This is a genomic window from Chitinophaga sancti (assembly GCF_034087045.1).
Taxonomy (GTDB): Bacteria; Bacteroidota; Bacteroidia; order Chitinophagales; family Chitinophagaceae; genus Chitinophaga; species Chitinophaga sancti_B.
The window spans coordinates 1,106,106-1,119,646 of sequence record NZ_CP139247.1 but is presented as its reverse complement, the minus strand read 5'-3'; the positions used below and the strand labels follow the sequence as shown (position 1 = coordinate 1,119,646).

15 protein-coding genes and 1 tRNA gene are annotated in these 13,541 nt (G+C 43.5%); 11 read left to right on the top strand and 5 right to left on the bottom strand.

Features of this window, described 5'->3' with window-relative positions; translation table 11 throughout:
* Positions 1-35 precede the first annotated feature (35 nt).
* From SIO70_RS33375 to SIO70_RS04615, 3 genes are all read left to right on the top strand, one after another.
* On the top strand, positions 36-341 hold the full coding sequence (locus SIO70_RS33375) for a DUF2752 domain-containing protein (RefSeq protein ID WP_414017907.1): 306 nt from the start codon (positions 36-38) through the stop codon (positions 339-341).
* Complete coding sequence (locus SIO70_RS04620; RefSeq protein ID WP_320579805.1) at positions 338-691, top strand: TM2 domain-containing protein; 354 nt, start codon at positions 338-340, stop codon at positions 689-691. The genes SIO70_RS33375 and SIO70_RS04620 overlap by 4 nt, the downstream gene beginning before the upstream one ends.
* Positions 692-857: 166 nt before the next feature.
* Positions 858-1,112 (top strand): DUF4834 family protein, encoded by a 255-nt coding sequence (locus tag SIO70_RS04615; protein WP_320579804.1) that lies wholly within the window; start codon positions 858-860, stop codon positions 1,110-1,112.
* A gap of 3 nt (positions 1,113-1,115) precedes the next feature.
* On the opposite strand, the gene SIO70_RS04610 is transcribed toward SIO70_RS04615, so the two are convergent.
* The gene (locus SIO70_RS04610; RefSeq protein ID WP_320579803.1) at positions 1,116-1,730 is read right to left on the bottom strand and encodes an HAD family phosphatase; all 615 of its coding nucleotides are present in this window, start codon (positions 1,728-1,730) and stop codon (positions 1,116-1,118) included.
* Between the two features lie 87 nt (positions 1,731-1,817).
* Here SIO70_RS04610 and SIO70_RS04605 point away from each other — a divergent pair, with 87 nt between their 5' ends.
* From SIO70_RS04605 to SIO70_RS04580, 6 genes are all read left to right on the top strand, one after another.
* On the top strand, positions 1,818-2,921 hold the full coding sequence (locus tag SIO70_RS04605; protein ID WP_320579802.1) for a helix-turn-helix domain-containing protein: 1,104 nt from the start codon (positions 1,818-1,820) through the stop codon (positions 2,919-2,921).
* Positions 2,918-5,638: a M1 family metallopeptidase gene (locus SIO70_RS04600; protein ID WP_320579801.1), complete on the top strand. Its 2,721-nt coding sequence runs from the start codon at positions 2,918-2,920 to the stop codon at positions 5,636-5,638. Before SIO70_RS04605 ends, SIO70_RS04600 begins: the two co-directional genes overlap by 4 nt.
* A 107-nt stretch (positions 5,639-5,745) precedes the next feature.
* Positions 5,746-5,819, top strand: a tRNA-Ile gene (locus SIO70_RS04595).
* Between the two features lie 160 nt (positions 5,820-5,979).
* A complete protein-coding gene (locus SIO70_RS04590; RefSeq protein WP_083721974.1) occupies positions 5,980-6,234 on the top strand; it encodes a type II toxin-antitoxin system Phd/YefM family antitoxin in 255 nt (84 codons plus the stop codon).
* Positions 6,234-6,488 carry a Txe/YoeB family addiction module toxin gene (locus tag SIO70_RS04585; protein WP_320579800.1) on the top strand — a complete coding sequence of 85 codons (255 nt, stop codon included), beginning with the start codon at positions 6,234-6,236 and terminating at the stop codon, positions 6,486-6,488. Before SIO70_RS04590 ends, SIO70_RS04585 begins: the two co-directional genes overlap by 1 nt.
* Before the next feature lie 301 nt (positions 6,489-6,789).
* Positions 6,790-7,224: a phosphohydrolase gene (locus SIO70_RS04580; protein WP_320579799.1), complete on the top strand. Its 435-nt coding sequence runs from the start codon at positions 6,790-6,792 to the stop codon at positions 7,222-7,224.
* A gap of 97 nt (positions 7,225-7,321) precedes the next feature.
* Here the strand turns inward: SIO70_RS04580 and SIO70_RS04575 are convergent, their stop codons facing one another.
* Positions 7,322-8,530: a MutS-related protein gene (locus tag SIO70_RS04575; protein ID WP_320579798.1), complete on the bottom strand. Its 1,209-nt coding sequence runs from the start codon at positions 8,528-8,530 to the stop codon at positions 7,322-7,324.
* 323 nt (positions 8,531-8,853) lie between these two features.
* Between SIO70_RS04575 and tmk the strand changes: the two genes are divergently transcribed.
* Both tmk and map read left to right on the top strand, forming a co-directional pair.
* Positions 8,854-9,546 carry a dTMP kinase gene (gene tmk / locus SIO70_RS04570; protein WP_320579797.1) on the top strand — a complete coding sequence of 231 codons (693 nt, stop codon included), beginning with the start codon at positions 8,854-8,856 and terminating at the stop codon, positions 9,544-9,546.
* A 141-nt stretch (positions 9,547-9,687) separates the two neighbouring features.
* Positions 9,688-10,446 (top strand): type I methionyl aminopeptidase, encoded by a 759-nt coding sequence (map, locus tag SIO70_RS04565; RefSeq protein WP_320579796.1) that lies wholly within the window; start codon positions 9,688-9,690, stop codon positions 10,444-10,446.
* Between the two features lie 134 nt (positions 10,447-10,580).
* Here the strand turns inward: map and SIO70_RS04560 are convergent, their stop codons facing one another.
* The 3 genes from SIO70_RS04560 to SIO70_RS04550 all read right to left on the bottom strand — a co-directional run bounded on the left by SIO70_RS04560 (position 10,581) and on the right by SIO70_RS04550 (position 13,319).
* Positions 10,581-11,690 carry an esterase-like activity of phytase family protein gene (locus SIO70_RS04560; protein ID WP_320579795.1) on the bottom strand — a complete coding sequence of 370 codons (1,110 nt, stop codon included), beginning with the start codon at positions 11,688-11,690 and terminating at the stop codon, positions 10,581-10,583.
* Positions 11,691-11,784: 94 nt separating this feature from the next.
* Entirely contained in the window at positions 11,785-12,597 is an 813-nt protein-coding gene (locus tag SIO70_RS04555) for a ferritin-like domain-containing protein (RefSeq protein ID WP_320579794.1), read from the bottom strand.
* Between the two features lie 17 nt (positions 12,598-12,614).
* Entirely contained in the window at positions 12,615-13,319 is a 705-nt protein-coding gene (locus tag SIO70_RS04550; protein WP_320579793.1) for a ferritin-like domain-containing protein, read from the bottom strand.
* Between the last annotated feature and the right edge of the window lie 222 nt (positions 13,320-13,541).

Here is a 13,541-nt window from a genome sequence, read left to right as displayed (position 1 = left end):
TCAAAATCTAATAACTTCGTTTGACCATTTGTTATATGTTAATTATTCACCACGTACAACGAATTAACAAAGAATTGATCATATGGCCGATAGCGTTAATCTTACTGTATTGGATGAATCCGGCAGCAGATGGCAACTTTAGCCTCTGCCCGTTTAAGTGGCTCGGATTTACCTGGTGCCCGGGGTGCGGGTTGGGACATGGCATTCATTATTTATTACATGGGGACTGGAAGAATGCGATCCACCATCACGTGTTAAGCCCTTTTGCTGTAGCCGTATTGTTGCATAGAACTTTTCAGCTTGGAAGATCACAGTTGAGACTTAAAAACCATCATACATGACCGATTTTTCCTTTGCCATGTTGCCTGGCGTTGACCAGGAAGAGATCCTGTGGTTGCAGGAACTCACCAAAGATTATAGTGAGGACAGTAAACGGAAGTTTATTGCCCTGTATCAATCCCGCCGCAAAGATCCTCAGACAGTCCTCATTTGCTGCCTGCTGGGCTTGGTATGCGTATCGGGTATACACCGCTTCATTCTTAATCAGGTTGGCATGGGTATTTTGTACTTATTCACAGGTGGTCTGTGCCTGATTGGGACAATTGTAGATGCTGTTAATCACCGCAAACTGGCCTGGGAATTTAATAAGGTGGCTGCCATGGAAGCCGCTAGCCTATTAAAAATGTACTAAGATTTTACAGCGCCGGTGGTGCTGGCGCTGTTTTTTAGATTTTTTAGGAGTGGAAGGGCGATTTTCCCCTATTAATGGAAATTTTGACCATTTCCACCTGTTAAAGGAATCTTAAAATACCCCCCTCTTTCAGCCCCTGAAACGGATTATGGGCTACCTTTGTGCCATGTTCAAGATTATATTTCTATTATTTATCTGCTATATACTTTACAAGTTCGTATTCAATCTTGTATTACCAATGTACCAGACTGCCAGGCAGGTACGCCGCCAGATGGGAGACATCCAGGACCGTATGCGCCAGCAATATGAACAGGAACAACAGTATCATCAGCAGCAACAGCCGAATAATTTTAGCGGCCAGCAGCAGGCTAAGCCTAAAATAGACAAGGGTGATTACCTCGATTTTGAGGAAGTCAAGTAATTGCTATTTGAAAATGTCTGTAATGGTTCTGGGTGCAAGCAAGTGGATGGTCTGCACTCCTACCGCTGTTGCCCCTTCTATATTGGGAAGGGTGTCATCTATAAATAAGGTCTCTTCAGGTTTCAACCCGTTCTCATCTAACACCAGCTGGTATGATTCCTTATCTGGTTTGCGGTAGCCAATCAGGTGAGAATAGTATGCCTTGTCAAAAAAGGTCGCCAATGATGGGATTCCCCTACTCTCTTCCAGGATTTTATTGAATGCTGCCATGTGAATGGCATTGGTATTACTTAACAAATACAGGTTATAATGTTGTCTCAATTGCTGCAATATTTGTAGTCTGCGCAACGGAAAGTCCAGCAGCATAGCATTCCAGGCATCAATAATCTGCTGTTCGGTTGTGCCAGCCGGGGTATATTTCAGCATTTCCGTCAAAAACTCTTCATTACTTACCTTACCAGTTTCCAGGTCGTCGAACAATTTATTGCCTTTGAACTGGCTGAACAGGCTGTGAAAATCTGTTACCCCCAGGTCTGTAAAGGCCTTATTTGTCGCCTGATAATCAATATTTAGAATTACGCCACCAAGGTCGAATATGATGTTTTTAATGCCTTTCATACTTAGAATGCTATTGCTGTTCAGTTGCAAATTATAATGTCTACGGCGGAAAAAATTATTTATTTTCAGGTTGTTTAACCTGATTCCATGCACCTTGTGTTTAATACATTGATGTTGCTGGGGACCCTGCAAGGGTTCATTATGTGCGGATTACTCTTCTATTCTTCTAAAAATAAGTACGCCAACCAGTGGCTGGGGGGACTGATCCTGTGTATTACCCTGGCTTGTCTGAATATGTACCTGGGCAATTTATCCTCGTTACCTATCCCGATTGGGTTTATGTTAAATTTTGTACCCCTGATCATCATAATGCCCATCGGACCATTTTTGTATTTCTATGTCAGATCGGTGACCGACCCGGATTTCCGGGTTACGCGGCGGTATCGCCGGTATTTCTGGCCGGTGGTAGTGGATGTGGTTCCCCAGGTAACGGCAGTGATCTTTGTAGTAGGGATGGTTTCCGGGCTAATTGTGAATAATAATCGCCCATGGGCGCTCTTTATTGATACTTATAATGTGTATTCGGATATTCCCCGCTGGTTGTCGATCACTATTTACCTGTTTCGTTCCTATCGTTATCTGGAAGGGTTCAACCTGCATAAGGACCGGTTGCAGTGGATGAAACAGTTTACAGGGGCGTTTATGGGTTTTCAGGCAGTCTGGCTGCTGTATCTAATACCCTATATTATTCCACAATTGACTGATTATGTGTTGAATGCGGTAGATTGGTACCCCGTGTATATTCCGATGGTGGTGTTGGTGTACTTTTTGGGCATAAAAGGATTGCTGATGCCGGAGCGGGAAGTGAAGGCTACCCCTGCCCCGTTGGAATCTCAACTCATCAACACCGCTGTTCCTCTCCTGAAAAAGGCAATGGAAGAGGATCAATTGTTTTTAAATTCTTCCCTGAATCTTGCATTATTGTCGAAGCATACTGGCCTCCCATCCAAAACTATTTCCGCGGTTTTAAACCAGCATTTGAATAAAAGCTACAATGAGTTTGTCAATAATTACCGCATATTAATGTTCAAAGAAAAGGTATCGGATCCGTCGTTTGAGCATCTTACTATAATGGGGCTCGCCCTGGAATGTGGATTTAATTCCCTTCCTACTTTCCAGCGGGCATTTAAAAATAATATGGGGATGAGCCCTAAAGAATACATCAAAATGAATGATCAAATCCGGATTTGAGTAGACTGGTGGCGGATATTCCTGTTGTTTTACAGGAAAAAGAGGCCATGAAGTATTTGTTTCACCGGTTATTGAAAGGGTTATTTCTCCTGTTCTTTTTGTTATTCCCCACCTCCCTTTTTCCCCAGATCATTCACCTCAGGGAGGTCGCTGTTCACCCTGGCCAGGGGCTGGAGATAGTCAAAAGAATGATTGCTGCTATTCCTAAGAACTATGATACCAGCCTGGTGACAATGAGGGCCTTTTATAAAGAAGATATCCGGTTGGCGGGTGATACGCTCAACTATAATGAATCCGAACTGGAAATAAAGGGGGATCAGTGGAAAGTGACGAAGGCGGGCCGTAAAAAGATGTTTTCCAACCCTGACTTTCAGTTTTATAACTGGATCAGTAATATTTCCAATGCCCCAGCCGGCGCTTTGCATGAAGACCTTATTAAATATGCGAATACCAGGTACAGTATATTAAATCCCAGTTATTTCCGGTACTATAATTATTATGTTGACTCTTTGCTGGGGGAGCAGGTGGTAATAGTGGTGGTACCTAAGAACAACAGCAAAAATGGATTTGTGAGTGGGCGGTTATTTATTGATACGGCCAGTCTGGCACTGGTGAGGTGTGAATTAGTGGCAAGTCCGGCAGGGATCAGGCATGTAAATAAGCATGGCAGAGGGGGGATCCGGTATACCATAATGTCAAAATTTATCCGAGCATCCATGGATTTTGAGCAGATTCAGATGATTGTGACTTATCAGCAGGAAAATGGGAAATATTATTTGCAGGATGTAAGGCGGCATTGGGAGACGGTGATTAATAGTAATAAGAGACATTTAAAAGATGTAGCCTGGCGGGCGGATTTTTTTCTGTCGGTAAAAAGTGTGTCTTTATTGAAGGATTCTTTACAGGCTGTAAAATCTTTGTCTTTACAGCAGGATGCTTTTCAGTCAGTAAATTCCTTTTCTCTACTACAGGATACCTTCCAATCAGTCAAATCCTTGTCTTTACAGCAGGATGCTTTTCAGTCAGTAAATTCCTTTTCTCTACTACAGGATACCTTCCAATCAGTCAAATCCTTGTCCTTACAGCAGGATACATCCCGGTCAGTAAAGTCCTTTTCTCTACCACAGGATACCTTCCAATCAATCAGGTCCTTTTCTCTAAAGCAAGATACCAGCCTTTCCGCCCCTCACCAGCATTTTACCCAAGCTGATACACTCAGGGGAATGTTGTCCCCACTCCGCTCCTGCTATGACGTCACTTTCTACCATCTGGATGCGGATATAGACCTGGATCGCCAACGCATCAGCGGGAACAATAAGATCCGCTTTAAAGTCATATCTCCCTTCGATCAAATGCAGATCGACCTATATGCTAATATGAAAATCAACGAAATCATTTTCAAAAACCAGTCATTGACCTTCACCCGCGAAGCAAATGCTGTCTTTGTAAAATTTCCAGGCGTGCAACCTGTCGGCTCCATAGAAGAAATCACCATCTATTATGAAGGCATCCCTCAGGTCCCGGACAAAAGCATCAGTATGAACGGCGGCGTCTTATGGGACAAAGATGACCTGGGAAATCCCTGGGCACAAGTTGTTTGTCAGGGTTCAGGGGCTAGCCTATGGTGGCCTTGCAAGGATCATTTATCAGATGAACCGGATAGTATGCAGATCTGGATCACCGTCCCTTCCGGTTTTTCCGAAGTCTCCAATGGACAATTACAACGCCAAATCCCTATTTCTGATCACAAAACCAGGTTCGAATGGGCGGTTAGTTACCCTATTAATAATTACAATGTAACCTTCAGTATTGGAAAATACATCCATTACAGGGATCAGGGAGTGAATTATTATGTCATGCCCTACCACCTGGAGCAGGCAAAAGTATACTTCAAAGAAGTTCCCGCCATGTTATCTTGTTATGAGCAGCATTTCGGTGCCTACCCTTTTCCCAAAGACAGCTTTACTTTAGTAGAAAGCCTTTACCCCATGGAACACCAAAGCGGCGTCTGTGTGGGTCGGATCCCCAACGATCCACATCCTGAATTCGCCTTTGTGGTCTGGCATGAATCGGCCCATGAGTGGTGGGGAAACAACATCAGTTGTAAAGACATGGCAGACATGTGGATCCATGAAGCCTTCGCCACCTATGCAGAAAGCCTCTATATCGGTTGCCGCGATGGCGAAGCCGCTGCCCGCGAGTTTCTAAACGACCAGCGGGAGCAGGTAAAAAACAACCGACCAGTCACCGGGGTATACAATGTGAATAATATCTTCTATGACATTAGCGACATGTACACAAAAGGAAGCCTAATGCTGTTTACCTTACAAAACGTGATCAATGACACTTCGCTCTGGAATCGCTTATTATTAGCTATACAGCAACATTTTCGCTATCAGACCTTATCTGCTGATGAGCTGGAACAGTTTATCTGTGACTTCACAGGAAACGATTATCACTATTTATTCAATCAATACCTTCATTACACCCGGGTTCCCCGTTTAGAATATTCCCTTTCCGAAAAAGGCACCACTCTCATGGTCCGTTACCGCTGGGTAGCTGATGTTCCCAATTTCCGGATGCCGGTAAAAATAAAAAATCATGAATTGATCTACCCTACCACTGAATGGAAAACGCTGACCCTTCAAAATCAGGCAGCAGCGGACTTCGATATAGATGATGAGAATTTCTATATCGAGACAGAGGAGGTAGAATAAAAATTTTTACCTGGGGTTTGGGAAAATTGAATAAATTTTAAGTAATTTCGCCGTCCCGCAAAGGGACCCGAGAAAGTTTACGTATATATTTCGTTCTGAAAAGAACAGCTCCTATAGCTCAGTTGGTTAGAGCACCTGACTCATAATCAGGGGGTCACAGGATCATGCCCTGTTGGGAGCACAAAATGAAGCCTTCGGCAATGCGCCGGAGGCTTTTTGTTTTTACTTGTTCATCTCAAAGTTATTCCGTAATTTTGTACGGATTTAAGTACGTATTTGCGAACTTTTTTTTTCATTCTGAGCATTTTTTATGCTCAGACATATTTTAAAATAACGTGTTTATGCAAGTTGTAAACTATAGCGAGTTTAGGCAACAACTAAAAGCGCATTTGGATAATGTAACAGAAAACCATGATACGCTTATTGTGCCCAGAGGCGGAGATAAAAGTGTTGTAATTATTTCTTTGGAAGAATATAATTCTATTTTGGAAACATTACACCTTATGAAGTCAGAGAAAAACAGAACTCGTTTAATGGAGGCGATTGAAAGAACAAATAATGGTATTAATGAAGAACATGAATTAATCGACGATTAATGAAATTAAGTTGGGACCAAAACGGGTGGGAGGATTATTTGTATTGGCAAAAGACAGATAAGAAAATCCTCAAGAAAATTAATGAGCTGATAAAAGATACGATGCGTCAGCCATTTGAAGGTTTGGGAAAACCAGAAGCACTAAAGGAAAATTTAACGGGTTGCAGGTCGAGAAGAATAGATCAAGAGCATCGGTTAGTGTATAAAGTATTGGATGATGCTATTCTTATCTTACAATGTAGATATCATTATTAAAGTGACAAATTAAATAGGAGGTCTAATAAATAGGCTTCCTATTTTTTTACCACAGCACCTGACTCATAAATAAGGGGGCACAGGATCATGCCCTGTTGGGAGCACAAGATTAAGCCTTACTAGTTAATATAGTCGATAAGTTCAAAGTCTGGTCTAAACAGGTTAGGGGTATTGACCTTGATACGGAATCCTCTATCGATTATTATGGCGTATACAGGGTTTTAATCAAATACAGTGCTGATCGTAAATTATTTATTAATCAAATTGCGCTAACTTGAATCGATTGAAAAACCGTTTTACAATGACATTGGAAAGAGCTATTGAAATCGCCGTTGCAGCCCATCACGGTCAGAAAGATAAGTACGGAGCTCCTTATATCGGACATGTATTAAGAGTCATGAACATGGGTATTACAGTAGAAGAAAAAATCGTTGGTGCACTCCATGATGTAGTCGAAGATACTGACTGGACTTTTGAAAAGCTGGCTGCTGATGGGCTGCCGCCAAAACTACTGGAAGCTTTAAAAGGTGTTACTAAATTATCAGAAGATGAAGACTATGATCATTTTGTAGATCGTACTTTACAAAATCCATTATCCTGCGCTGTAAAAATGAACGACCTCACGGATAATATGGATATAAAGCGCATCCCGGAAGTAACTGAAAAAGATGTAGCCAGATTAAACAAATATCTAAAAGCTTACCGCAAAATTGCTGCAAAGAGAATTGGTAATTAAGCATTCAAAAATGGCCATCCAAATTAGTGGCCGTTGAGCAAAAAATGAGCCTCCCAAAAATTGCCGTGGGCCAGGACCCTTATGTTGAACCAACCCGCTATTCCAGCAACTGACTCAACCCTTCTTTCTCAAAAATAAGTCTGCCGAACTTCAGGTCAGACCACCCCCTATCCAGGCGATAATTATTCACTGGTACCCCCTCCTGTATGCCTGCCCGTAATTGATACGGTTCGTATAATTCCGGAGGTAATAAGCCCTGCAACTGGTACAAATGTGTCGAAATAATGAAATGACACTGCCTGAACTGACTCAACCCTTTAATAGTAGTAAACGTCACCTCCATCGCATCATCTATATTCGTACCCCTGAATATCTCATCAAAGATGGCAAAACATCGCTGCCCCGCCTTTGCCTGTATAGCCGTATTTTTAAGGTGCACGATCTCCTGCATAAAATGACTAAACCCATTTTTCAGATCATCCGTCACATTGATCGCCACTAACACCTGGTCATAAAATGGTATCCTACAATTTTCCGCCGGCACTGCCAACCCGATATGTGCCAAAGAAACACACAGCCCTATCGCCTTCAAAGTCGTCGATTTCCCCGACATATTCGGCCCTGTCAATACAATCATGTTACTCATCGTTTGCAGGTTGTTCTTGACCGGATTTGTTACCATAGGGTGCCAGAACTGCTCTATCACAAAATTATCTGCAGAAAAGGACGGAATCGTAAATCCGTACTTAATCGTACCCAAGGCCAGCGACCACCAGGCCTCATATTCAAACAGCGCATCCCAGAACCTGGCTGTCAGGTTCCTCTCCCTGCATGCCACCAGTTTGCGGGCAAAAGAAAATGTCTGCTGAAAGGTTAGTTCTTTGGGGAGTTTATCGATCTCCAATGCTTCATAGAGTTCCCTGGCCGGCCCTGCAAAATCTTCCAGCAATGGCATGCCATGCAATGGTAGCAGGTATTTCCCATAAATATTACGAAGCAACCGGATCGTTTGTAAACACCTGCCCTGCAACTGGTACTTGTCCTTCCCAAAATATTGACCGATAGCACCCTCCGGCTGTTCGACATAGGTGGTGAACTGATATACCTCCTGCAAGTCTGCCTTATGATAGGTAAAACCCTGTAACCGTTCCCAGTAAAACAAAAATGCCTGTAATAACTGCTGCCGCTCCAAAGTCGCAGAAAACGACAATCGGGGTACAGAAAAGATCTGATACAGCCGTTCACTGGATGAAGGATGTATGGTGTAGTCAAATAAGCGGATAATTTCTTTTTCAATGTAGGGCATACAGTCACTGGATTATAGACATTAAAAATAATGTTTAACTCCCTTAAGGTTATGTTAAAGCCTATTCAGAAAATAACACCTTCATCTGTATCCCTCATCCATAGCACTCTCCCGGAGATAACCCGCCTATAACCCGCATATAAGCCGCCAATAAGCCGTAGATAACCCGCATCTATATAGATGCGGGTTATCTACGGCTTATCTGCGAGTTACCACCGGGTCACCTATATGTTCATGGGCAAGATATGCTACCGGATTTCCAACTCAACCCGGATTCACAAACCTGAACGGGATGTAATATCTTTACCCCCTAAACCAGATCAATGCAGAAGAGCAGATTTATAGCCATCGAAGGATTAGATGGGGCAGGAAAATCGACCCAGATTGACTTACTGACCAATTATTACCACCAGCAGGGAATAGAAACCCGCTTCGTACACTTTCCAAGAAGTCAGAACGGAGGCGTATTTGGCGACCTGGTAGCTAAATTCCTGCGCGGTGAGTTTGGCGATGTGAAAAATGTACACCCACAATTGGTGGCCCTTATTTTTGCAGAAGACAGAAAAGACTTTGCCAGCACTATCAACGAATGGCTGGCTAATGGCTATACTGTGCTGGTGGACAGATATGTATTGTCCAATATCGCCTTTCAGTGTGCTAAACTAAGTACAGATGTGGGAAAACAGGAATTGCGGGATTGGATCAACATGTTTGAATATGCGTACAACCGTATTCCCCAGCCAGACCTCTCCATTTACCTGGATGTGCCTTTCTCCCACACCGAGCAGGCACTGACCAAAAGAATGAAAAATGAAGACCGCAGCTACCTGAATGGTAAGGAAGACATTCATGAAAAGGACTTCTCCCTCCAGCTCGCGGTGAAAAAAGAATACGAAATCCTGGCAGATACAGACCCTGCCATTACCAAAATAGTATGCTATAATGGGGCAAACGAGATGCGGACCATTGCAGACATCCATGCCAGCATTATAGCCTGCCTTGAAAAACTGATTTAATACATTCCTGAAAGTGGAAATCAGCAGGTTTTTTCTGAAAAAATCCATTTGCCAACAGGCATGCGCCTCATTTTCAGAAAAAAAATTTCCTTAAGGGGAAGACCTTTCACCAAATCCATTTTCAGAAAAAAAGGAGGAATTATGTCCATTACATCCACAGCCGAACTAACCGGCATGCAGGCCATCAGTGAAGTAGTTGGCAAAGTGTTACAGCAGATGCGTCAATATGCTACACCCGGCATGTCTACGAAAGAACTGGATGAGTATGGGGGTGCCTTATTACAACAAATGGGCGCCAGATCAGCACCAAAAATCACTTACGGATTCCCTGGCTTTACCTGCATTAGCGTGAACAATGAAGTAGCCCATGGTATCCCTTCTGTAAAAAGAATTTTACAACCCGGCGACCTGGTCAATGTGGATGTGTCCGCAGAACTGGCTGGATACTATGCTGACAATGGCGGCTCCTTCATTTTAGGCGAGGATATTCACCACCATGCCCATCTTGTCAATGCCTCTATCGAAATCCTGCACAAAGCTATCAGCAATATCAGCGATGGTGTACGCCTCTCCCACATTGGTCGTATTGTGGAAGATGCTGCCAGAGAAAAAGGATACAGGGTGATCAGGAACCTGGTGGGTCATGGAATAGGCAGAAGTCTGCACGAAGCGCCAAGAGAGATCCCTAACTTCTACGACCGGTTCAACAGAACCCGTTTCCGCAGCAATTCTGTGGTTGCGATCGAGACCTTTATCTCTACCGGGGCTAACTTTGCTGAAACATTGGGGGATGGCTGGACACTGGTGACCAAAGATGGTAGTTTTGTGGCCCAGCATGAGCATACTGTGCTCGTAACGAGTGGGGAACCTATTATTTTGACTGCGTCAAATGGAATATAGGGTCTTCACGGATAGCCTAAAAATTGGCATAGATTATACATTCAAAATGTAGAATGATTCTCTAATATAGTTGACAATCATTTGATTTCCAACTATGCAACCAGATGATACCACTCATTGATAAAATACTATTGTTATTTGATTTCGAAAATGTAGAATTGTGTTTCTTCCTTGTCGGAGAAATTATTGTCTGCCACACAAATAAGGCTCCTGTGGCCATTTGGCAGTAGTGGGCCAAAGGTCATTCCTTCCACATTATCCACATAGGTATTCAGACTTTCAAAATTGAACAAAGGTTTTTTCACTACAGGCGTAAAGTGCGTATCTATCTGCAAAGATTGAATAGCCGATACATCTGTGGCATGGGAAAGGTCTGCCTTGTAGAGGCGGATGGTACAATTCTTTACCCCGGTAGAGAAAGAGCGCTCCATGATGAGCAGTTGGTTTTCTGAAAGCACCAGTATATCAGGAATACCATTGATGGCAAAACCATCGGCAGGTACAGGTGCTGCTGCGATAGGTGCCAGTTTGTAGGCAAACTGAGCAATGGGTTGCCTGGTTTGCAGATTGTATTTGATAATGCGGATCCAGGCAGTGGTGTCTTTCAGTCCTGCACGGGGACCATCTTCATAACGGGGTTCTTCTACACTGACGAACATGTATTTTCCATCCGGGGTGAAAGCCAGTCCTTCGAAAGTACCGTTTTTGCGGGGACCATTGTTGGTAGCTTTCATCTGCATTTGTGCTGGGATGGGGAAGGTATCGGAAAAATGCCCGTCGCGGGAGAGTTCGTATATAGCCGGATCTTTTAGTATGGTGTCTTTGGCATTCACGATGCGCTCTCCTTCACTGCTCCAGATGAGGTGATCAGTGTGTGGGTTGTAGCGCATGGCTTCCGGATCTGGTGCGAAGTTTTTTGTAGCAGGAAAAGGACGTCCATCGCGCATAGGGAGAGTATTTACGGCGGTGAAGGTCACCTTGTCATCATTTACCGGTACCTGTGCGGTATAGTAACGGGCTGCTTCGTGTTCAGAGCGGTCATCGCAGATGAGGTAATATTCGTTGCGGGCGCTGTCGTAGTCGATACCTGAGAGACCTCCTATTGTCGTACCGTTGAAGGTTGTATTGTAAGGGATAACGTGCTTGTGGAGCAGGTGGAGTTGAGATACATCCAAAGTATTCACAGATTGACGGGAGGTGCTGCAAGCTGCAAAGAGCAGGCTAAACAAAAGATATTTTCTCATAGCTGCAAAGGTAAAGCCCTTTAAGAAAAAAAGCCTTTGCCAAAGGCAAAAGCTTTTTCAAAAAAAATTTTTGGCCTTCGGCCAGCGAAAAGGATTACGATACGATAAAGAGATTCGCAATCGCTAATACCTCATCTTTTGTGAGCGGTTCATCAAATGATTCTGTCGCAGCATCCTGTGTTACCAATGTAGTAATGCCCGTAATCGTTACGTTTGCCTGTATCTCATTTTCTTCACCATTATATACAGGTTGTGTAGCGGCAATGTCGGTATACTTACCGGTGATCCATGGTTTTATTTTAGTATTCCCGGTAGATGCCCGGCGCATAGAACGGATATGCGCAGCATGCCTTGCTTCGATAGAGTGAATCTGCAATGCTGCAGTGAGCACCGTCGGATTTTCCATCAGTGTAGCCGCCTGTCCTTTGTAGGCTCTTACACCGGTATCTTCAAATGCCTGTGCTACGCCCAGCAGTGTCGCGTAGTTAGTAAATACATCGCTGAAAGTACCACCCGCAGTAAAGTCGAAGGTTGGTTTATCAACAGGTGTACCACTTGAACTGGTAATGGCGCTTTTCAGAAAAGCAACATGCGCATTTTCATGTGTACCAATAGTCGTAAATGCATTAAGAGATGCGGCGGTTGGGAATAAGGAAGTATGCGTGATTGCCTCTGCATAGAAAGATGCTTCCAGGTATTCCAGTGTGAGTGCAAAATTCAGCACTGCCAGTACATCTGAGGGTGTACGGCCATACGCTTTTTTCAACATGCTGCCAAGTGCAAAAGGTACAGCTGTCAAAGCCATCACACGGCCAAACTGCTTCATCACATTTCTGCGGGAATCCAGCCTGTCATAAATTTCAGGATCTTTTTTCTCTATTTCAGAAAAGATATTTTGCAGGTCCATGATTGTAGAATTTAAAGTTATTTGGGAAGGGTGTTGGTATTGATCTGGGTTTTGATATATACACCGGCGGCGGCGAATACGTCAGTAGGTGTTTTAGCCCCATCCAGACCATTACTATCTGCATTGGAAGAGAAGGAGCCATTACTTACCAGATCGCGGATATAAGCCGCATGACGCGCTTCTACAGATACAATTTTTCCAGCCAGTGCCAGGTAAGCAGGCGTAGTAATGTATTTACCGGCGCCGTTGTATGCTGCAACCCCCAGGTCTTCGAATGTTTGTGCTGCTGCAAGTACCTTATCTCTGCTGGTAAAATCGATGGTGCTGAAATCGACCTGTAAATCCTGGATAGCTCCTGTACTGAGGGCTTTACGGAAGAATTCACGATGTGCAATTTCATGATTGCGAATATCGGTCAGCAGTGTCATTTCTTCGTCGGTGATGCCGGAATACGGTGTAAGAATTACCTGTGTATAAAATGCTGCTTCCAGTTGTTCGAGTGCGAAAGCATAATTTAATACGGCGACATCCCCACTACCGAGGCTAACACCTGTACCATCATTAGTATCATCATCACTACAACTACTTAATACCGAGCCTGCAGAAAGTATAGCAGCACTCATACCTGCATATTTGAGAAATGTACGGCGATGTACATTAGGCATGGCAAAGCCATCCTCGTTACCATTACTGGTTACGGAGTGGGTTTTCCGTGTGAACATAAGAAAGGAGTTTTTAGAATTAGAGAAATGAAACAAACATTACATGACTAGCTACAACTTTAAATGGTCGATTCGGGTAATTTTTCACAAGTGTAACAATCAGATATACGGGCATGATTTAAATCTGGTTTTATTTTTCTGAAAAACCTTTACTGAGGCTGTTTTTAGACGAATTGAATATAGATAACATGTTACAGCCGACCTCAAGAAGAATTACCTTCT